Below are 22,245 nucleotides of genomic sequence, written 5' to 3' on the forward strand. Positions count from 1 at the left end.
GCTCGTACGCAGGGACGGGCGCCGGTCTTCGCGGGCGGCCCTCGGGGAGAGGACATGTCCAGGCATTCAACGGTGAGTCTAACGGCAGCTCTCGCGCTGGCGCTCGCCGCCGGTGGCGGCTGCTCGAGCCGAGGTAGGTCCTCGGAGGCCGCCCCCGCCGGAGCCGAGCGGATCGCGCGCGTGGAGCAGCCGATCCCGGATCAGTACCTCGTCGTCCTCGCGGCTGGCGACGGCGCAGCGGACGTGGCCGCGGTCGCGGCGAGCGTCGCGAACGATCACGGCGCCACCGTGCTGAACGTCTACCAGCACGCGCTGCGCGGCTTCTCCATGCGCGCCGGGCTCGCCGCCGCCGGCGCCGTCGCGCTCGATCCGCGCGTGGAGCGCGTCGAGCAGGACGGCGTCGCCCGGGCGGCCGCCGTCGCCTGGCAGTACGGTCCGACCTGGGGTCTGGACCGCGTCGACCAGCGCGGCGCCGCGCTCGACGACAGGTACGGCTGGGACGATCGGTGGACCGGAGTAGGCGTGGACGCGTTCGTGCTGGACACCGGCGTGCTCACGTCACACGCCGCGTTCGGCGGGCGGGCCTCCTTCGCGTTCGACGCCCTCGGCGAGGGCGTCGTCGGGGACTGCAGCGGTCACGGCACCCACGTCGCGGGGACCATCGCCGGAGGGCCCTACGGCGTCGCGAAGGGCGCCAGCATCCGGTCGGTGCGCGTCCTCGACTGCAGCGGGAACGGCAGCGCCTCGAGCGTCGTCGCGGGGCTCGACTGGGTGATCGCGAACCACTCCCGGCCGTCCGTCGCGAACCTCAGCCTCTTCGCCAGCCCATCCTCGGCGATCGACGCGGCTGTGGAGGCGGCGACCGCGAGCGGCATCGTGGTCGTGGTGGCCGCGGGCGACGGTGGCAAGGACGCCTGCGACGTCTCTCCGGCGCGCGCGCCCGGCGCGCTGACCGTCGCCGCCCTGCAGCAGCGGACGCCTCCGGTGGTCGGTGGAGCGCCGGTGGACGAGCTCGCGCCCTTCTCGAACGTCGGCGACTGCGTGGACTTCGTCGCGCCCGGCGCCGGGATCGTCTCTGCGTGGAACACGACGGCGGTCGCCGACCTGCCGCTCTCCGGCACGTCGATGGCGGCGCCGCACGTCACCGGCGCGGTGGCCCTCCTCCTCTCGCGGAACCCGGCGGCGACCCCGCAGGACGTCGTCCGGGTGCTCGTCGCGAGCGCGACCCGCGCTCCGGCGGGCGCGCCCGGGTTCACGCCCGATCGGCTCGTCTACACGCGAGGTGTGGAGCTCACGCCCACCGCCGACGACGCCGCTCCGACGGTGGCCGTCACGGCGCCCGTGGAAGGCGACGCCCTCACGGGCGCCGTGAACGTCACCGGCACGGCGAGCGACGACCACGGGCTCACGCGCATCGAGCTGCTCGTCGACGGGCGCTGGCGAGGCAGCAGCGACTCGAGCTCGTTCGAGATCGCCTGGGACACCTCCACGTCGCTCGACGGCGCGCACTCCCTCGTGGTCCGGGCGTACGACTCGGCCGGCCACGCGACCGACTCGACGGCGATCTCTGTCACGGTGAGCAACCCGGGCGTCGCCCACCTCGACCCGGGGCTGCGGATCGCGCGGTGCGAGACGCTCGCCGCCTCCTGCGACTCGCGGGACCTGGTCCGCGGGCGCGCGGCGCTCGGCCCGGAGCGGTACGCCCCGAGCGTGCTCCGCGGCGGGTGCGACGCAGATCCCGCGGGCTGTGTCTGCCACGACGGCGAGCTCGGGGTGTACCAGCTGGACGAGTCGATCGAGCAGCTCCGGATCTCCTCCGACGACGGGAAGCCGCTCGTGGTCGGCGGAAACGTGAAGCTGGAGGTGGACGCGATCGTCGGCGGCGAGCTGGGTGACTCCCTGGACCTGTACGCGTCGCCGGCGGTGAGCCCGCCCTCGTGGCGCCACCTCATCACGCTGACGCCGGTGGCCTCCGGCCCGCAGACGCTCACGGCCTGGTACACGCTCTCCGCGGGCGGCACGCAGGCGGTCCGCGCGGCCTTCCGTCGCGGCGGGGACGCGGCGGCGGTCTGCACCTCGGGCGGCTTCGACGACCGGGACGACCTCGTCTTCGAGGTGGGGGGCGGCACCGCGGACGGCGCGCCGCCGACGGTGGAGATCGTTGCGCCTGCGGCCGGCGGGGTGCTGGCGGAGAGCACCACGGTCGAGGTCGCGGCGGCGGACGATCGGCTCGTGTCGAAGGTGATGGTGACCGCCGACGACTGGAAGGGGAAGACCTACGCGATCGCCCAGCTCACCGCGACGCCGTACACGGCGGCTTGGAACCCGGCGCTCCTTCCGAACGGTGAGTACGTGCTGCGGGCGGTCGCGCACGACGGCGCCGGCAACATCGCGACCGACGAGGTGGCGGTCACGCTCGCCGATCTCACCGGGCCCACGGTGGCGATCCTGGAGCCGCTCGACGCGGCGTCGCTGCCGTCCAACCTCATCGAGGTCGCGGCGAGCGCGACCGACGCCGGAGCGGTGGCGAAGGTGGACCTGTTCCTCGACGGCGTCTTCCAGGGGAGCGACGTCGTGGCCCCGTGGGGGTTCGAGCTGCGGGCCCCGGCGAACGGCACGTACGCGCTTCGCGTGCGCGGGACCGACCTCCAGGGGAACGTGACCGAGTCGGCGCCGGTGACCCTGACGGTGAACGACGTGACGCCTCCGGACGTGAAGGTGCTCGCACCGGAGGAGGGGGCGGTCGTCCCGAACGCCGTCACGTTCTCGGTGGACCCGACCGACGACAGCGGGATCCGCAAGGTGGAGTTCTTCCTCGACGGCGTCTCCCTCGGCACCAACACGGGCGCGCCTTGGGAGATCCCGTACGACTTCTCGCGCGCTCCCAACGGCAGCTACGTCTTCTCCGCGAGCGCGTACGACGGCGTCGGCAACGTCGGGACCGCGAGCGTCACCGTGAGGCGTGAGGACCTGACCCCGCCGACGGTGAGCGTCACGTCACCGCCGTCCGGCTCCTATCTCAGCGGCGAGGTCCAGCTCACCGCCGACGCCGCCGACGACAGCTCCGTGAAGCGCGTCGAGTTCTGGCTGCACGTGCCCTACACGACCTACGGGTTCAAGGTGGGCGAGACGACCTCCGGCGCGCCGTGGACGTTCACGCTGGCGAGCAGCACCGTTCCGTCGGGGACCTATCTCCTCTACGCCAAGGCGTTCGACTTCGGTGGAAACGTCGGGGACTCGAAGTCGGAGCCTCTCGTCTGGGTGAGGACCGGCGACATCACGCCGCCCACCACCACGCTGCGGGCGCCGGTCTCCGGGCTCGCGCAGGTCGCAGGCACGATCCGCGTGGCGGCCGACGCCGCCGATCCGGGCGGTGAGCTGGCGAAGGTCGAGCTGCGCGTGGACGACGTGCCGTTCGCCACGTTCACCGCCGCGCCGTTCGAGGCGACGCTCGACACGACCTCCGTTGCCAACGGCGATCACGTCCTCACGAGCAAGGCCTACGACACCGCGGGCAACACCGCCGTCAGCGACCCGGTGACGATGAACGTCCAGAACCCCGGCGCCGCGTTCGATCCCGTGGCGGGGGCGCCGTCCTGTGACGTGGTCTCGCCGTTCTGCCACACGGGGATCCTGCTCATGGGGCGCGGGCCTCTCGGCCCGGAGGCGAACGCCTCGAACACGGTGGACGGGTGCCCCGACGGCACGGAGGGCGTGTACCGGAGCGACGAGTCGATCGAGCACGTCGCGATCTCGTCGCTCGATGGCGCGCCCCTCACCGGCGGCAAGCTCGCGCGGGTGGAGGTGCGGGCCTTCGTCGCCGATCCTGTTTACGACCGGCTCGACGTCTACGTCGCGGCCGACGCTGCGGCGCCGCAGTTCGTGCTGCGCGCGACGGTCGAGCCGACGCTCACGGGCGAGCAGACCCTGTCGGCGACCATTCCGCTCGCCTACTCGGAGCGGCAGGTCGTCCGCGTCGCCCTCCGGGGCGGCGGGCTCCCGGAGGCCTGCGGGACCACCGGGTACGACGACCGGGACGACGTCGTGATCGCCACCGAGCCGGGCACGCCGGACACGACGCCTCCATCCGTGTCCATCTCCGCTCCCACGGCCGGCGCGAAGGTGCGCGATGCGATCGCGGTGGCCGCCGCCGCGAGCGACGACGTCGGCGTGGAGCACGTCGACTTCGAGGTGGACGGGGGCGCCCTGTCCTCCGACGGGTCCGCGCCCTTCACGGCGAGCTGGGACACCACGGGGCTCGCGCCGGGGACCTACAGCCTGACGGCCGTGGCGTTCGACTACTCGGGCAACTGGACGAGGAGCGCGCCGGTCTCCGTCGAGGTCGAGGACGTGGTGAAGCCGACCGCCACCATCACGGCTCCCGTGGACGGCGAGACGGCCTCCGGGGCGATCACCGTGCAGGTGACGGCCACCGACAACGTGGCGGTGACGGAGGTGAAGCTCGTGCGGCTCGACGCGGCAGGCGTCGAGACGCTCGTCGCCACCGACACTGCCGCGCCGTGGGCTTTCCCGACCAGCCTCGCGGGGCTCGCGGACGGCGCGGACTACCGGTTCGTCGCGCGCGCCTACGACGCGGGGAAGAACGTCGGGGAGAGCGCACCGGTGACCGTGCACGTGGCTCAGACGGGGCTCGCGTCCTTCGACAGGAAGCTGAAGGCCCCGAAGTGCGCGCTCGCGGGGGCGAGCTGCTGGACGGGAGGGCTCGTCGTGGGACGCGGCCCGCTCGGCCCGGAGCCCTCGGCGCCCAACACGATCGCCGCGAGCTGCCCGGACGGCGCGTCGGGCTTCTTCCACCAGGACGAGTCGGTGGACGTCATCGCGGTCCGTGCGGTCGACCGGGCCGCCGGCCTCAAGGAGGGCGGCGCCGTGCGGATCGAGGCGAAGGTCTGGGCGACCGCGAGCTACGTGACCGACGCGCTCGACGTCTACGTCGCGCCGAACGCGCTGTCCCCCTCCTGGCGCTGGGTGGCGACGCTCAAGCCGACCCGCGCCGGCCTCCAGGTGCTCGGCGTCGATCACGTCCTCGAGCCGGGGGCGCTGCAGGCGGTGCGAGTGCAGCTGCGCCACGCGGGGACGCAGCAACCTTGCAGCACCGGAGAGTTCGACGATCATGACGACCTCGTGTTCGCCGTCTCGAAGTGAAACGCTGGAGTCGGGAGGACACATGACGTCGAAGAGGATCGCGCTTTCGTTCCTGCTCCTCGCCGCCGCGTGCTCGAGCTCCGGCGGAGGCGACCCCGGCGGCGGTGGCGGCCCCGGCGGCGGATCGGCGCCCGCGACGGTCTCCGAGTACTGCGACGCATACTGGGGCGCGTACGCGGCCCGCTGGGCGGCCTGCGAGCGGGCCTCGGCGGCCGAGGCGGCGGCGGTGTTCGCGCCGGCGGCGCGATGCGCGGACCCGGTGCAGGCCGTGGCGGCGGGACGCGCGACGTACGACGGCGCGCGCGCCGGTGCGTGCCTCTCCTTCCTCGAGACGGCGAGCTGCGACGTGCTCGAGGCGTTCATGAACGGGACCTACCCCCAGGCGGACTGCGGGGCGGCCGTCGCCGGCAAGGTCGCGGACGGCCAGGCGTGCTTCTCGGACGAGAGCTGCGCGTCGGGCGTCTGCCTCTGGTCGCCCGACGCGTGCCCCAGCACCTGCTGGACGCCGATCCCTTCCGGATCACCGTGCGAATCGGGCCTGCCCTGCGCCGCGGGGACCTCCTGCAACATCCTCCTGGCGACGCCCGTGTGTACGCCGCTGGCGGGGGTGGACGGCCCATGCCTGAACGACATCTGGTGCGGCCCCGGCCTTTTCTGCCAGTGGAACTCGTATTACGACAGCAAGTGCCGCCCGCGGGCCACGTCGGGGAGCTGTACGCGGGATGAGGAGTGCGCGATCGGCTACCGGTGCTCGAGCGCCTCCACCTGCGTCGCGTGGCGCGGACCAGGCGAGAGCTGCACGCAGGGGGAGAACGCCTGCGGCCCGGGGCTCTATTGCAGCGCGGGCGGCACGTGCGTGGACGGTCCGAAGCCGTCGGAGCTCTGTAGCAACGTCAACGGCGAGGGCCGCCCCTGCATCGGCGGGTGGTGCTCCTGGAGCGGCGTGGCGTACGTCTGCACGGCCTGGCGCGCGCCGGGCGAGACCTGCTCGCTGCAGTCGCAGTGCAGGCCGACGGACGTGTGCGACTACGCGAGCAGCGGACAGTGCACGACCCTCTGCGCGGAGCCTTGACCGGCCCGCACCCACGGGAACAAGGACGTGACTGCCCCTCCAGGCCGGCAGACGCAGCCTCGTGCCGCCTTCACGACCTGGGGAGGCGAGCGGCGCTGGCGAGCGTGTCTGCGGCAATGGGGTTGGCCATCGCATCGCTCTCCGCGGCGTGGATCAGCGCCATGGATCTGGGTCGCCGGTGGGGTCGCGTTCCGGCCGGCTGCTACGAGCTGGACCACTGTGGCCGCTCGTCGTGGTGGACGCTTGGGTTCCTCGTCGTGGGGTGGGGCCTGCCCGCCATGGCTTTCGCAGCGGCCGGGTGGAGGGCACCGGGAGCTCGTTGGTGGGTCCGTATTCGCGCTGCACTCATTCTCTGGGTCGGGGTGCTTGCTTACCATTGCGCTTGCGAGTCCATTTTCGTCTTCGTCGCGTATAGATGACCATTGGGACGGTGACGGCGAATGAGGAGGTCGGTCCGTGCCCGGCGCAGTACCAGGACGAGCAGCGGGCATGGCACCGCGGCCGGGCAACCCACTGATCATCTCGAATGACCTGCGCCTGGCGCCGGAGTTGCCATGAGCAGCAGAACCTGGAAGGTGTTTGCAGCGCTCCAGATGGCCGGGGTGGCGTGCTACCTCGGGTCGCCGTGGGTGCTGTGCTGCGGCCCGCAGATCTTCTTCTCGGGCGTTGCCCTTCTCTTGCCCGGAAGCCCCGTGGGCCTGTTCGTCGTGGAGAAGCTGCTGCCCGAGCTGTTCTCCCCGAGCAAGCTCGCTGGAGCGATTGGCGAGGTGTCCGTGGCCGTGATCGTCAACGCGCTTCTGTGGCTCGGGGCTGCCAGGTGGGCGCGGCGCGTGAGGCACGGGCGGTTGCGTGTCGGCCCGAGGCGGCGACAGGGGTAATCGCGCTGCCATGCATCGGCCACGAGCATGGCGGGTGCCGCCGTGCGTGCTCATCGCACAGGGGTAAGCGCGACCCTTCGGCGCGCCAGGGCGGGCGACGAGCCGCACCTGCAGTGATCGCGGAACGTTGACTGTTCGTGCTTGACACTGACGGTGCGCTCCCGCGAACGTGGGGCCCTCGGCACGACAAGAGCGACCCCGACCGCGAGGCGGGGGAGCAAAAGCCCGGACCCACGTGGCCCTAGGGCATACCGAATGCCGGGGAGCGCAGCGACCTCGCCCTCTCCCCGCGTGCACGAGAGGGGGGAAGCATGCGCCGCGCTCGCTCGTGGTCCGCCGCCGTTCCGTTCGCGCTCGCCGCGCTCGCCGCGTGCAGCGGCGGCTCCTCGGACGCCGGGGCTTATCGCCTCGCCGCCCGCGGCGGCACCTACCAGGACGGCTCCGGGCGCGTGGGCCTGGCGGTGCTCGCCACGCTGCGGGACGCGAGCGGCGCCGGGCCCGCGGCGCCGGGGACGGCCGCGGTGTCGGACGGCGCCGGACCGCTCGCGGACGGCGTCTACCCGGCAGGCGGGGCGGGGTCCTACGCGGCGTGGTGGTGGCCGGAGGTCGCGGTCCGCGACGGCGAGCGCTACGCGCTGCAGGTGACGGGAGAGTCGCTCTCGGTCCGGGGCGGGCTCTCGGTCTCCACCGCGGGAGGCCTGACGCTCCCGGAGCCCGTCCTGTCGGGCGACGCCTCGTCGATCACCTGGCCCGCCGTCCCGGGCGCGGCGAGCTACGCGTGCCGGGTGTACGCGGCCGGCGTCCCGCAGCTCGAGCTCGCGGTCCACGAGCCCGCGTGCGACCTGTCCGCGCTGCCGCCGGGCGCGTACGTCGCGTCCGTGCTCGCGTTCACCGCCGATCTCCTCGCCCTCGCGGCCTCCGGCGCACAGGAGCCGCCCCTCCCGGCTCGCTTCGACGTCTCGGAGGCGCGGCTCGGGTTCGTGCGCCCGGACGCGGCCGCGCCGGCCGTGACGCTCTCCGCCGCCGGCGGTGCCTTCGACTTCGGCACGTCGACGCGCGGCCTCGCGATCTGGGTCGCGATCGCCGCCGCCGACGGTACGCCCACCGACCTCCCGTGGGACGTGACCGTCGTCGGGCCGCAGCTCCCGGCCTCCGCGCCGGTGGCGTTCACGTACCCGGCGCGCTTCCCGCGCCAGATGGTCTGGTCATACGACATCCCCGCGATCCCGGGCGCCTACGCGCTCACCGCCACCGCGGGCGCGCTCGCGCTCTCGACCACCTTCACCGTGGGCGACCCTGCGCCGCTCCCGTTCGTGCTCGACGCCGCGGCGGCGCCGGCGGGCGCGGGGGGCGCCTCGGTGAGCTGGACCCCGGTCGCGGGCGCGCGCGCCTACCTCGTCGAGGTGTGGGACTCCGCGACGGGCGCTCCCGCTGCGAGCCAGTGGGTCGCCGAGCCGCCGGCGCGGCTGCCCGATGGGAGCTTCACCCCGGGCGTCACCTACGACGTCTACGTCGCCGCCACCGACGCGGACATGTCCGGCGGCGCCGTCCCCACCGGCTTCGCCGTCTCCGAGTACCCCTACGTCGCCGCGAGCTTCACCGCGGCGTCGAGGTGATGATCATGCTTCGTCGCCCGCGCACCCTCCCGCTCGTCCTCTCCGCCTCGCTCGCCGCCCTCGCCTGCAAGGAGGCGCCGCGCGGCGGCTCGGTGCGGCTCTCGCCCATCGAGGCGTTCACCGACGCCGGCGTGGATGCTGGCGCGCTCGTCGACCGGGACACCACCACCGGCGTCTCCATCGAGCGCCGCACCCGGCTCACGCTGCGCCTCGCGCGCCCGACCGAGCTCCGGGCGCTGAAGGTTCACGGCGCCCAGGCGCTCGCGATCCGCGCGGCGCACCTCGGCGCCCTCGAGCCCGCCGCGGAGGGTGGGTGGCAGGCCGCCGAGCTCTCCGCGCCCGTCCAGACGGTGACGCTCGAGCTCGAGCCCACCGGTCCGGGCGCGCGCCTCTCGGAGATCGAGCTCTGGGGCGCCGGCAGGCGGAGCGAGCGGCAGGACCCGCTCGCGCTCGCGCATACGGTCGAGCCGCGTGGCGCGGCGCCCTCGGGGCCGATGGGCGACGGAGCTTCGCCGCGAGGCGCCGACGACGCGGCGGCGATCCTGGCCGAGCCCGTGGCGGCGATGCTGCGACCCGGCGGCGGCGACACGGGCTGCGTCCGCGCGGTGCTCGACGCAGGCGTCCTCGTGCGGAGCGCGCGGCGCGCCTACCTCGTCTACGACGCGAACCTCCGCCGTCCCTTCGAGCTCTCGCGCAGCGTGAACGGCGGCGCGCCCGCGGGCGGGTTCGCCCTCCCGGCGACGCGCCGGGTGGCCACGCAGGTCGACGAGCTCGATCCGGAGACCCTCACCGGCAAGGACACGGTCCTCCTGTGCCTTCCGCAGGAGGCGACCGCCGAGGTCACGATCCACGGGCTGCGGCTCCTGCTCCTCCTCGACTCGGGCGCGAACGGGTTCGACCGGGACGCCGAGCGGGCGCACCGGGCCGCGCTCGACGGCGACCCCGACACCTCCGCCGGCTTCGCGGGCGAGCGGACCGAGCTCGGGCTGGACCGGGCCCTCGCGGTGGAGGAGGGCTCGATCCGGATCCAGTCCGAGCCGGTGCGCCTCCACGCGCTCGGCACGTTCGACGGGCGGGCCTGGAGCGAGCAGGGCGGCGTGGAGCTCGAGCGCGGCACGACGCCGCTGCCGCTCGCCGGGCGGGTGGCGGCGGCCGTGGCGCTCACGTTCCAGCCCGCCGCGCGCCCCGGCGTGCCCGCGGCGAGCGTCGCGGAGCTGTCGCTCGGCGGCAGCGGCGTGGGCCCGCGCGTGGGCGGGCGGCACCTCATCGTGAGCTCGCCCGGGCTCGAGCTGCGGGGCGGCGCGCTCGTGGGCGAGCGGTTCGGGAACCGCGCGTACGTCGCGGGCTGGGCGGAGTCGCCGGCGGGGCGGGGAACGATCGAGGTGGACGGCGTCCCGGTCGGCACCCATGGCGCGTTCGCGGTCCCGCTGGAGCGAGCGACGGGCGCGACCGGGAGCTGGGCCGTGGAGCTCCGCGCGCGCTTCCCGGACGGCGCCGAGGCCGTGAAGATCGTGTACCTCGATGACGACCGGGCGGCGGAGCTGGAGCCCGACGCCGGGGGCGCGACCACGGGAGAGGACGCGCGCTTCGGCGCGGAGAACGCCACGGCTTGGGGGCTGCTCGGCCCGAAGGGCGGGAGCGTGGCGCTCGGGTCGGAGGTGCTGCTCGAGGCGCCCGAGGGGGCGGTCGGAGCGGCGACGCGGATCGGGATCACGCGCAAGGGTCCGGAGGTCATGCCGCCGCTCGACGCCGGCATGGTGAACGTCAGCGCCCCGGCGCACTCCGCTTACCGCTTCCTGCCGAAGGGCCAGCGCTTCGCGAAGCCGGTCCGCATTCACCTTCCGTACGACCCCGAGCTCCTGCCCGAGGGCATGACGCCGGCGGAGATCCAGACCTACTACTACGACGACGCGGAGCGGCGCTGGCTCACGCTGCCGCGGGCCGAGGTCCGCCGGGACGTCCGGCGCATCGTCAGCGAGACCACCCACTTCACCTTCATGGTGAACGCGGTGCTGGTCATGCCCGAGCACCCGGGGCCGGTGTCGTTCGATCCCACGTCCATCAAGGACCTCAAGGCCGCGGACCCCACCTCCGGCATCGATCTCGTCGAGCCGCCGAGCGGGAACAGCCAGGGCACCGCGAGCGTGTCGTTCCCGTTCCGGCTGCCGAGGGCGCGCGGCGCCTACCAGCCGTCGCTCGGGCTCGTCTACGACTCGAGCGGCGGCGGCGGCTGGGTCGGCGTCGGCTGGGACCTGCCCACGTCGAGCGTCTCGATCGACACCCGCTACGGAGTGCCCGTGTACGACGGCGAGGAGCGCTACGTGCTCGACGGCGCGCAGCTCGTGCCCGCCTCGGAGCCGGCCACCTGCCTCGACGGGAGCGCCGGGCGCAGGTACCGGGCGCGCGTCGAGCGCGAGTTCCGCCACGTCGTACGCTGCGGCACGAACACCACCACCCACTGGTTCGAGGTGACGGACAAGGGCGGGACGCTGCTCGTCTACGGCAAGGACCCGAACGCGCGCCTCACGAGCTACATCCCGCGCGTCACCTCCGCCCCGAGCCGGACGGCCACGTACGACGTCGGCCAGTGGTTCCTCGAGCGGGTCGTCGACGCGAACGGGAACACCACGCGCTTCGCCTACCAGCACGATCAGGGCGACGGCCGCTCGGAGCTGCACCGCGAGGACTTCCGCCAGGTGTACCTGGCGGAGATCGTCTACACCGAGCGTGGGCGCCGCGGAGACGCGACGTCGAGCGAGGGGGCGCCGTACCGCGTGGTGCTCGCGCACGCCGAGGACGATCGGCCGGACGTCGTCACCTCGGGCCGGCTCGGCTTCAAGGTCGTGACTCGCAAGCTCCTCGGCGGCGTGCGCGTTCTCTCCGAGGGCAAGGTCGTCCGCGACTACGCGCTCGAGTACGAGGACGGCGACTTCGGGAAGCAGCGGCTCTCGAAGGTGAAGGTGCGCGACGGCGGGGGCCGGGACTTCTACGAGCACCGCTTCGAGTACACGAGCAAGGTCGCCCACGACCGGGGAGGGAAGGTCTCGGCGTTCGCGCCCCATGTCGCCTGGCGGGAGCCCGACGGCGAGGACCCCGCCGCGATGACGGCGTCGCGGGACACCGGCTTCGGCGGGCACGGGTTCGTGGGCGTCAGCATCGGCGCGACGAAGCCCACCGGAACCGTCGGGTTCGCCCTCGACGTGAACCGTCGCGAGTCGAGGACCGACGCGACCTTCCTGGATGCGAACGGCGACGGGCTGCCGGACCGCTTGTTCCGAAGGGGCGGCGCCTGGCTCAACCGGCCGGCGGTCCCGGAGCTCACGGTGGGGCGGGACGATCCGACCGTGCCGGTGAAGGGGACGGCCTTCGTCGTCCCGGGGGCCCGGCTCGGGAAGGAGACGAGCCAGGCCTTCAGCGGCGCGGTCCAGGTCATGGGGTTCGACGCGTTCGCGGCGACGTTCGGGGGGACGTACTCGACGACCGAGTCGAAGGAGCTCGTGCTCGACGCGAACGGCGACGGCGTGCCAGACCTCCTGTCGCGCGGGCAGGTCTGGTTCGGCCAGCCCGGCTGCCGCGGCGGCGCCTGCTTCGATCAGGCAGTCCCTGCGCCGGTGCTGCAGAACCCGCACCTCGCGATCCCCCTCTCGGCGACGGACCCCGCGGCCGGTGCGCCCGCCGCAGCGAGCGACGCGCGCAAGGCGGCAGTCGCGCCCGAGGACGTGGTCCTCGAGTGGACGGCGCCGTTCGACGGCGCGGTCGACGTGACGGGGGCGCTGCGCTTCGCGAACGAGGTGCTCGTCGCCGGCCGGCACGACGGCGTGCGGCTCCGGGTGTTCCAGGCTCCGCCGACCGGCGCGGCGCCTCCGCCCGGCGCGCCGCCGCTCATGTTCCAGCTCGCGGAGCTCGTGAAGTACCCCGCCGACGGGGAGGCGGCGACGCCGCTCGCGCGCCGTGCGTACGTCCGCCGCGGGGAGCTCCTCTACTTCGTCCTCTCCACGCTCTCGGACTTCCCGCTCGGCACGCGCGCCGACGGCAGCCGTTACGCGCCGGAGCAGGTCGGGTTCGCGCCGGTCGTCAGCTACTTCCAGTCGGGGCTCGGCAACGCCGCCGCGTTCGTGGACGAGTACGAGCGCGAGCGCGTCGACGCGACCGGCACGCCCGTGTACCAGTACGACTCCGCCGCCGATTTCCGGCTCGCTGGCGGCCACTTCAGCGCCGTGACGGTCCCGAGGGACGGCCGCATCCGCATCCACGGTCGCCTCGACAAGTGGCCGGCCGGCGACGACGTCGTCGCGTGCGCGCAGTACCTCGCGCCCGGTGCGGATCTGTCCGCGCTCCCGCCCTGCCGCGCCGGCGATCCGGAGGGAACGCCGATCTACCTCCCGCTCGCGTCGGCGGACGAGTCCACGCGCGACACGACCCTCGAGCGCGATGTGGAGTCGGGCGGCACGCTCGTGTTCTGGATCCGGAGCCGTCTGCCCATCGATCCGGGCGCCGTCGTCTGGAGGATCGACGGGGAGCTCACGTGCGTCCGCGAGGGCGGCACCTGTCGATCGCCGACCGAAGAGGAACGGCCCGCGCTCACGTTCCGCGCCACGCCGAACGTCCCCGTGCACGTGCCCGTCCAGGTGACGGACACCGAGCGCTACCTTCCCGACGCGCGCCTCGCGAGGCCGTTCGTGCCTTGGGCGAACGGGACCGTGACCGTGACGGTGTCGGGGAAGGTCGACTATCGAACCTCCTGGGACCCCGCCAAGGCGCTCGAGCACCTCGCGAAGCTCCTCAGGAGCCCGGTGACGTTCTCGGTCCGCAGCCCCCAGGCTTCGTACGGGAGCTGGACCCTGCCGGCCCGCGACGACAGGGGCGACGTGGTGAACACGCTCCGGAAGAGCGTGTCGTTCAGCGTCAAGAAGGGCGTCCCGGTGTTCATCGAGGCGCACGGCGAGCTCGTTTACGGCGGCCACTACCGCGTCGAGGAGCTGAAGTTCCGCCCGGACGGCGCGAGTGAGCCCGTGGAGCTCGAGCCGGGAGAGCTGCCGGGCGCGGTGATGACCTCCTGCGGCGAGGAGGCCGAGCTGTCCGACGGAAACAGGCCGCTGCTCGGTGGCGGGTTCCACGGCTGGCGGTACGGCGTGTGGCAGGGCCGCGGGGACGAGACGTTCCAGCCGTGGGTGTTCCGGAGCGCGCCAAAGGAGGAGTACCCGGAGCCCCCGGAGCCGCCCGGTGGGCTCACGGATGAGCAGCGGAAGCAATACTACAAGTTGATGCTGCGAAGCCGGCTGAAGAACCCAGCGAGCGCGGAGCGGCAGCGGGGTCGCCTCATGGCGCTCCTCGTCCCGAGCGCGGATGGGACCCGGCGCGGGCTCGACGCGGGGCTCTTGCCAGGCGTGCCTGCGTGGATCTCGGCGGACGCGAACGCCTACGCGATCGCGGGCGGACTGCACGCCGCCCGCCGAGGCGGGGCGGTGACGCCGGCGGCCGGGGCGGCCGTCGTGGACTCGAGCTTCGGGATCGGCGACGTCGGCCGCACGAGCGTGTCGACCTCGGTGACCGGCGGCGTGACCGCCGGCCCGTTCAGCCTGTCGATCGGCGCAGGCATGTCGCACCAGCAGGAGGATCTCGTCGACCTGAACGGCGATCGGATCCCCGACGTCATCCTCTCGAGCAGCACGCCGGACGTGTCCGACCTCGACTCGGGCAAGCTCGCCACGTTCCTCGGAGTCGAGAAGAAGATCCCCGCCCGCCTCACGAACGCGTGCTCCTACACGCCGGGCGGCCAGGTGACCATCCCGATCCAGCCCCGGCTGAACGTGGACGTCTCTGGCCAGGCCGGGCTCGGCCTCGCGGAGGCGGTGAAGCTCCTCTCGTCGAAGAACCGGGTCCAGGCGGTGGCGGGGCGCCTGCCGGATCGCAGCTTCACCGGCGGGCTCGGCGTGGGCGTGAACGTCTCGACGACGGTCGAGGACCTCGTCGACGTGAACGGTGACGGCCTCCCCGACGCGGTGAGGAGGACCGACGGCTGTCCCGGGTTCTCCGTGCGCCTCAACCTCGGGACCTCCTTCGCGCGTGGCGAGGACTGCATCTCCACCCAGGCATGGGACCAGGACGTGCTCCCCGGCCTCGCGGGCAGCCTCGATCCGAGCGGCGCGGAGAACCCCGACGGCGACGAGGACACGGACAAGACCATCGCAGTCGCGGGCGGCATGCTCGCGCACTCGCGGAACCCGTCGGCGCTCCGGCAGGTCTCGACCGTTACCCTCATGGGCAGCCTGGGCGGCAAGATCGACTCGACCGAGTCGTACGGCGCTTCCGTGTCCTCCGAGTCGAGCCTGTCCGCGACGAACGTGACGCTCGTGGACGTGACCGGCGATGGGCTGCCGGACTACGTCGCGAAGGGCAACGGGTCCGCCGACTTCCTCGTGAGCGTGAACGAGGGCTACGGGTTCGCGCGGCCCGAGCACTGGACGGCGCCGTCCTGGCCATCCGAGGCGAAGCCCACCTTCCAGACCGGCTTCTCGAGCCTCGGGGGAGTCGAGTCGCTGCTCGCGGGCTTCTGGAAGTCGTCCTGGGGCGGAATCGACCCCGTCGAGGCGACGGGTACGCACACCGAGCTGCCGACGACGGGCTTCGTCTTCACGATCTCCTTCCCGCTCGCCCCGCCATCCCCCACGCCGTGGATGCAGATCTCCGCCGGCGGGAACGCCACGCTCGGCCGCTCCACGGGCTTCGAGCTGGGGATGCAGGACATCGACGGCGACGGCTTCGCCGACCACGTGCTGAAGCGCGATGGCCAGGCGCCCGTCCTCGCCCGCGTGAACCAGCTCGCCGGCGGAAACCTCCTGAAGCGCGTGACCCGCCCGCTGCACGGGACGTTCGAGCTCGAGTACGAGCGGTCCGGGAACACGGTGGAGATGCCCGAGAACCGGTACGTGCTCGCCAAGGTGACGGTGCACGACGGCGTCGCAAAGGGCACCGGGCACGACCTCGTGACCGCCTACGCGTACGACGGCGGCCGCCACGACCGGAACGAGCGCGAGTTCCTCGGGTTCGCGACGGTGACCCGGACGAACCCCGACGCGTCGAGGCTCGTGCAGCGCTTCCTCGTGGACGACTTCCGCTCGAAGGGGCTCCTCGAGCGCGAGGTCGTGCTCGACGCGCAGGGCGCGACGCTCGTCGAGAGCCTGAACCAGTACGAGCCGGAGCTCGTCGGCACGCCGGTGGGCGAGTGCCTCGACCGCACGCCGATGAACCTGAGGTACCCGCAGGACGAGTACTGCGCGGCGACCTTCATGAAGCTCACCGCCACGGAGAAGCGGCTCTTCGAGGGGGAGGCCACGGCCGGAGTGATCTCGCGGCAGGTCTTCGGTTACGACGGTGCGGGGAACGTGTCCTCGTTCCACGACGAGGGCGACGTGGCCGATCCCGCCGACGATGTCTTCGCCACGGTGCTCTACGGGCCTACGCAGGCGGCGGCCATCCACTGCACCGGCGCGCCTACCGAGATCACCGTGAAGAACCGGGCGGGGGGCGTGCTGCGCTACCGCCGCGGAGTCTACGACGCGTCCTGCAACCTCACCGAGCTGCACTCCCGGATCGAGGGCACGGCCGAGGCGGTGGCGGCGCTCTCCTGGTTCCGAGAGGGCTCGCCGTGGGCCGGGAACGTCGAGAGGGTCACCTCGCCCGAGAACCACGTGGGCGACGCGTACTGGGTGGAGTACCAGTACGAGGGGCGCAACGGCGTCCACGTGGCCCACACGAGCGACGTGCACGGCTACGTCTCGGAGGCGCGCTACGAGGACCCCGTCGCCCCCGACGAGAGCACCTGGACCCGGGACGTGAACGGCCAGGTGACCGCGCGCGCGTTCGACGGCTTCGGGCGGCTCACGAAGGTTGCCGCGCCGGGCTTCACGCTCGACGCCCCGACGATCGACATCAGCTACGACCACACGGCGAAGCCGGCGGCGTGGGCGTTCACGCGGAACGCGCTACCCCAGGGCGGCACGCTCGACACGGTGGTCGTCGCCGACGGCCTCGGGCGCGTCATCCAGACGAAGAAGACGGCCGAGGTCTGGGCGGGCAGCGACGAGGCGACGCGCGTCGGGTGGTCCGTGACGGGCGGCCAGGTGTTCGACGCGATGGGGCGCGTGGCCGAGCAGGGGCAGCCGTTCTTCGACCCCAGCATGACCCCGGGCTACGCGCCGCGGCCGCTCGAGCGTCCGACGCGCTTCGCCTACGACGCGCTCGGCCGCACGATCCAGACCGTCGAGCCGAACGGCGCCATCACGCGCATCGCCTTCGCGTTCGGGAGGGCGGCCGGCGATCCCATCCTCCGCCACCAGACGACGGCCACGGACGCGCTCGGCAAGACGCGCGCCGTGTACCGCGACGCGACCGAGAAGACGGTCGCGGTCGAGGAGCACGTGGAGGGGCGAACGCCGACGACGCGCTACGCGTACGACCCGCTCGGCCAGCTCGAGCACGTGACGGACGCCGCCGGCAACGTGACGCACGTGAAGTACGACCTCCTCGGCCGGCGCACCGAGCTCGACAACCCCGACGCAGGCCGCACGGTGTACGGGTACGACGCGGCGGGCAACCTCATCCGCCGCGAGGACGCGAACCTCCGCGCGGAGGGGAAGGAGATCCGCTACGTCTACGACTTCGAGCGGCTGAAGGAGATCCGGTACCCGACCTCGCGCCGGAACGTGACGTACACCTACGGCCCGCCGGGCGCGCCCGAGAACGGCGCGGCGCGGATCACGAAGGTGGAGGACGAGCTCGGGGAGGAGACGCGGGGCTACGACGGGCTCGGGAACCTGGCGCGCTCGACGCGGACGGTGGATCCGCTGCGGCCCGGGGACCGGCGCCGGACGTACACGACGACATTCCAGCTCGACGTGTTCGGGCGGATGCTGTCGATGGTGTACCCGGACGGCGAGGTGTTGACGTACGGGTACGACCGCGGCGGGCTCTTGAAGAGCGCGCGGGGGGACCGGCCTGCGACGGCGCACGCGCCGGCGGAGTACGAGACATATCTGCAGGCGCTGCTGTACGACCACTTCGGCCAGCGGGTGTACCAGCGGGTCGGGAACGGCGTCGTCACGAAGTACGGGTACGAGCCGGACACGCGGCGGCTCGCGACTCTGTACACGCGCAAGCCGGGCGAGCGGCTCTTGCAGAACCTGTTCTACTCGTACGACCTCGTCGGCAACGTGCTGGGCGTGAAGAACGCGCTGGGCGAGGCGGTGCCCTCGCACGCGGGGGACGTGGAGTTCACGTACCGGTACGACGACCTGCACCGGCTCACGTACACGCACGGAGAGGCGAAGTCGCGGCCGTCGACGCTGGACACGTTCACGTCGGTGTTCAAGTACTCGGACATCCACAACATGACGTCGAACGTGCAGGAGCATCACGTCTTGCACGGGCCGACGGGCGGGGGCGAGTACCCGCCGCACACGAACCACGCGCTCGAGTACGGGTACGGCGGGAAGGGCCCGCACCAGGCGACGCGGATCGGGGACGCCTCGTTCGTCTACGACGCGAACGGGAACACGCTGCGCGAGTGCCGGGACCCGGCGGACTCGACGTGCACGCAGCGCCCGGCGCATTTGCGGCGCTACGAGTGGACGGAGGAGAACCGGCTCGACACGGTGATCGACGGCGGCGGGAGGAACGCGACGAAGTTCTTCTACGACGCGGACGGGCAGCGGGTGGCGAAGCTGGGGCGAGGGGGAGAGTCGATCACCATCGGGCAGTTCTGGGCGCTGAAGGGCCGGCGCGCGGCGACGAAGCACGTGTTCGCAGGGACGGCGCGCATCGCCTCGAAGCTGCTGCCGCCACCGGGCTGGGACGACGTGCCGCGCGGGCCGGTGGACTCGACCGGCACGGTGGTCTCGACGGTGGGCGACGTCGACAACGGCTGCAACCCGTCGAACTACCAGCCGCAGAAGTGCGGGGTCTTGCCCGGCGGCGAGCCGGTGCTGAACGACTACTATGCCGACGCGAAGGTGCGGCCGGAGACGTACTACTACCACCCGGATCACCTCGGCTCGACGAGCTGGGTGACGGATCAGAACGGCCGGGTGCACGAGCACGTGGAGTACTTCCCGTACGGCGCGGTGTGGAGGGATCCGCGCAGCGACGTGGGCGCCTCGCCGGTGAAGGGGCAGCGGTTCCTGTTCACGGGGAAGGAGCTCGACGAGGAGACGGGGCTCTACTACTTCGGGGCGAGGTACTGGGACCCGTCGCTGGCGCGCTGGAAGACGCCGGACCCAGCCGATCGATTGACCGACCTCGTTCCCAGTGCTCTCGACCCATATCAATACGCAAGATGGAGCCCACTCCGGTTCGTTGACCCCTCGGGCCGTCAGGAAGTTACGCAGGAGGAGCTGGACTACTACTTCAGTCAGCACCGAGTCGCTGACACCAAGACAAGAGAGACTTTCGCGAAGATGAAGCCGTTCGCGGAGGCGCTCGTCCAGCTGCACCCTGCAATCGCAGCGAACGTGGTGCTCTCCGGCGAGCAGGCAACCGGAGGCAAAGCCTCATTATGGGACCGTTTCCTCGCAGGCGTCGGGATAGTTCCTATCGCCGGGGTCCTGAAGTTCGCTAAAGGAACACTAGTCGAGCATGCAGCGGAAATTCTGGCGCGAGCGCACATCCGAGACGATGAGGTGATCAAGGTCTTGGTCGGGCACTTCCCGAACGCAGGCAGGAGCGCAGTGAAGAGCGTGTTCTACGAAGGAACGGACTTCCTCCAGCTCGTCGAGACCGCGGTGAGGTCTGATAGTAAGACGATGTACGAATCCGGCGGCAGGCTCGTCGTAGAGCATGCCTTCGATGCAATGATCGGTATCGACAAGAGTGGACAGGCGACAAACAAGCTGCGGGTTGTCCTAGAACCGAACGGCCAGGTCGTAACGGCCTTCCCGTTCCTGTAAAGGTGTTCCATGCACGAAGAGCTCGAGGTGGAGTATGTGATCCCGGACGACGAGTGGCTCACCGTCGCGTCAGGAGGTCCCGGCCTGGAGGGCGAGGCGGCATTCAATTACCTCAAGGGAACTGTCGAGCTCCAGCTTGCCGGGCGATCTCCGTGGCCGGCACCGTTCTACGTGTCAGTCGCGGATCTGGCGCTGCAGTTCTTGAACGCCGCAGAGAGCGGGTTTCCGGCGTCTGAGCGAAAGGCGTTCGTATCCGAGACAGACGGCGGGCTCGACCTTCAGTTGGAGCGCATAGGCGAGCACGTGAAGATGCGCGTGCCGCCGTACTCAGCGGTCGAAGTATCGATCCGCGGATACATCGAAGGGGTAGAGCGCTTCTTGCGGCGCTTCGCAATCGAGATCAAGGCGCGTGCGCCGAACGTACTGCTGGTGGACGAGCTCGCGGCATTGGCACCGTGGGCCGCGTCCGGAGTCCCCTGACGCCGCGTGCCGACGGTGATGCCCTCGCAGGCGTGGACGTTGAGTTCACGTACCGGTACGACGATCTGTACCGGCTCTCGTACGCGCGCGGAGAGGCGAAGCCGCGGCCGTCGACGCTGGACGGTTCACGTCGGTGTTCAAGTACTCGGACATCCACGACATGACGTCGAACGTGCAGGACCATTACGTCTTGCACGGCCGACGGGGGGGCGAGTACCCGCCGCACGCGACCCACGCGCTCGAGTACGGGTAGGGCGTGAAAGGCCCGCAGTAGGCTCCGCGGAGCAGAGACACCTCGTTCGCCTACGACGCGAACGGCAACACCTGCGCGAGTGCCGGGACCCGGCGGACTCGCCTACTGCCTTGCGCCGGATCACACGGCAGGGGCCGCGAATCCTGCAGCGTCCACCGGATTCACGCAGGGTTGGTCGAACACGGCGCAGCACCTTGCATGTCGGCAGGATCAGTCGCCGATCTCGAAGTCGAGCCCGGCGAGGCGCGCGGGATCCATGACCAGGTCGATCGCCGTGATCTTGCCATGCGCGATTGTGAAGACGAACGCCGCGCGCACCTTGTCGTCAACCGCCCAGACGGCGCCCGGCTCGCCGTCGATGAGCGCGGGCGAAGCGCCGCGGGAACGGCCCTTGAACGCCTGGGCGATCTCAGCCGAACCACGAACCTCGGGAGCGAGGCGAGGCGCGCCGTGCTTCTCCCTCGCCGCTGCGGTGCGCACCGCCAGCTCGTCGGCGCGCAGCACGGCGTCGGGCGAGAGCACGGCGAGCAGCCCTTCGAAGTCGCCGTCGCGCGATGCGGCGAGGAATGCGCTGACGAGAGCGCGGTTGGGAGCTGCCGAGGGGGCCTCGGCGCCGCGGACGCGCCGGCGCGCGCGGCTCGCGAGCTGACGCGCGGCCGCAGGCGTGCGATCGACAATTGGCGCGATCTCCTCGAACGACAGATCGAACATGTCGTGCAGCACGAAAGCGACGCGCTCGTCAGGCGCGAGCGTATCGAAGACGACGAGCAACGCAGGACCGATGGCGTCCGCCAGTCCAAACTCGAGCTCCGGATCGCTGCCCGCCTCCGGCGGCTCCGGCGCACCCTCGGGCCGCGGTCGCCGCGCGCGCAGCATGTCCAGACAGACGCGCGCGACGACCGTGGTCAGCCAACCGTTCAGGTTCTCGACGCCGCGCGTGTCGGCTCGGCTGAGCTTGAGCCACGCCTCCTGCACGGCGTCGTCGGCCTCGCTGGCCGAGCCGAGCATTCGCTGCGCCACTGCCCGCAAACGAGCGCGGCTCTCCTCGAATCGCTCCGCCAGCCAGTCGCTCATCGGCTCACCAATACTTCTCGGTCGGACGGATTTCCACCGCACCGCCCAGCCGCGCGGCCGGGATCCGGGTGGCGAGCGCGGCGGCCGCCTCCACGCTCTCGGCCTCGAGCACGAAGAAGCCGGCGATCCCTTCGCCGAGATGAGTCCCGCTCTTGATTTGCGGTTTGCCGTCGCGCACCTGCACCGTCCTGGCCGCGCCAGGCAGGCCCAGCGGCAGCCCCGGCGTCAGCCCAGGTGTGTCGTTGAGCGCCGCGTAGTCCGCGTAGATCTCCTTCTGCTCCGCCTCCGGCAGCGCCTTCCAGCGCTCCGACCCGGGCAGCGGCGTCGTCCCCTGGTAGATCAGCAGCACAAATTTCATTTCCAGTCTCCTTTGGCGACATGACGAACGGCGAGGCAGGAATGTGACGGCGTCGACGCCACGAGCACCGTCGCGCCGCCTCCTCGGCCGCGGAGGGCTCGCGAACGCCCGTGCGATGCGCTGCGGTGCCTTGGTCCGTGCGTACATCCGCTCCATGTACGCCTGCGTACTGCCGCTCGGGACTGGCGCTGCGGCTCGCAAAGGAAATGACCTGTGACCTCGCGACCGCCGCGTACGCGCAGGCGACGGCGGCGGAGTTTTCGGCGCTGTGCTCGTGAGTCGACCCCTTCGTCGCGGCAGGGCGGGTCGCCTATTCGCCGCAGGCGGGTGAGGCATGCCTCCGCGCGCTCGAGGCTGCGCCGTGTGACGGGCTGGACCACGCCGAACTCGCCGAGCCCGCCTGTCGCG

At 72.0% G+C, this 22,245-nt stretch carries 8 protein-coding genes; 6 read left to right on the plus strand and 2 right to left on the minus strand.

Annotated elements, in window-relative coordinates; all coding sequences use genetic code 11:
* The first annotated feature begins 180 nt into the window (after nucleotides 1–180).
* The 6 genes from MNY60_RS06995 (at nucleotide 181) to MNY60_RS07020 (ending at nucleotide 20,152) form a co-directional block, all read left to right on the plus strand.
* Nucleotides 181–5,163, plus strand: a complete 4,983-nt coding sequence (locus tag MNY60_RS06995) for an Ig-like domain-containing protein (protein ID WP_242360256.1) — start codon at nucleotides 181–183, stop codon at nucleotides 5,161–5,163.
* 22 nt (nucleotides 5,164–5,185) lie between these two features.
* Complete coding sequence (locus MNY60_RS07000; protein WP_242360257.1) at nucleotides 5,186–6,235, plus strand: dickkopf-related protein; 1,050 nt, start codon at nucleotides 5,186–5,188, stop codon at nucleotides 6,233–6,235.
* Nucleotides 6,236–6,789: 554 nt separating this feature from the next.
* The gene (locus tag MNY60_RS07005) at nucleotides 6,790–7,113 is read left to right on the plus strand and encodes a hypothetical protein (protein WP_242360258.1); all 324 of its coding nucleotides are present in this window, start codon (nucleotides 6,790–6,792) and stop codon (nucleotides 7,111–7,113) included.
* Nucleotides 7,114–7,424: 311 nt separating this feature from the next.
* Nucleotides 7,425–8,729 (plus strand): hypothetical protein, encoded by a 1,305-nt coding sequence (locus MNY60_RS07010; protein WP_242360259.1) that lies wholly within the window; start codon nucleotides 7,425–7,427, stop codon nucleotides 8,727–8,729.
* Between the two features lie 5 nt (nucleotides 8,730–8,734).
* Nucleotides 8,735–19,672, plus strand: coding sequence for a SpvB/TcaC N-terminal domain-containing protein (locus tag MNY60_RS07015; RefSeq protein ID WP_242360260.1), 10,938 nt, complete (start codon nucleotides 8,735–8,737; stop codon nucleotides 19,670–19,672).
* Between the two features lie 9 nt (nucleotides 19,673–19,681).
* Nucleotides 19,682–20,152: a hypothetical protein gene (locus tag MNY60_RS07020; protein ID WP_242336834.1), complete on the plus strand. Its 471-nt coding sequence runs from the start codon at nucleotides 19,682–19,684 to the stop codon at nucleotides 20,150–20,152.
* Nucleotides 20,153–20,615: 463 nt separating this feature from the next.
* On the opposite strand, the gene MNY60_RS07025 is transcribed toward MNY60_RS07020, so the two are convergent.
* Together MNY60_RS07025 and MNY60_RS07030 are read right to left on the minus strand one after the other, a co-directional pair.
* Nucleotides 20,616–21,479 carry a sigma-70 family RNA polymerase sigma factor gene (locus tag MNY60_RS07025; RefSeq protein ID WP_242336838.1) on the minus strand — a complete coding sequence of 288 codons (864 nt, stop codon included), beginning with the start codon at nucleotides 21,477–21,479 and terminating at the stop codon, nucleotides 20,616–20,618.
* 4 nt (nucleotides 21,480–21,483) lie between these two features.
* On the minus strand, nucleotides 21,484–21,837 hold the full coding sequence (locus MNY60_RS07030) for a YciI family protein (protein WP_242360261.1): 354 nt from the start codon (nucleotides 21,835–21,837) through the stop codon (nucleotides 21,484–21,486).
* Nucleotides 21,838–22,245: the final 408 nt, after the last annotated feature.

It is taken from the genome of Anaeromyxobacter sp. SG17 (genome assembly GCF_022690695.1).
Lineage (GTDB): Bacteria > Myxococcota > Myxococcia > Myxococcales > Anaeromyxobacteraceae > Anaeromyxobacter > Anaeromyxobacter soli.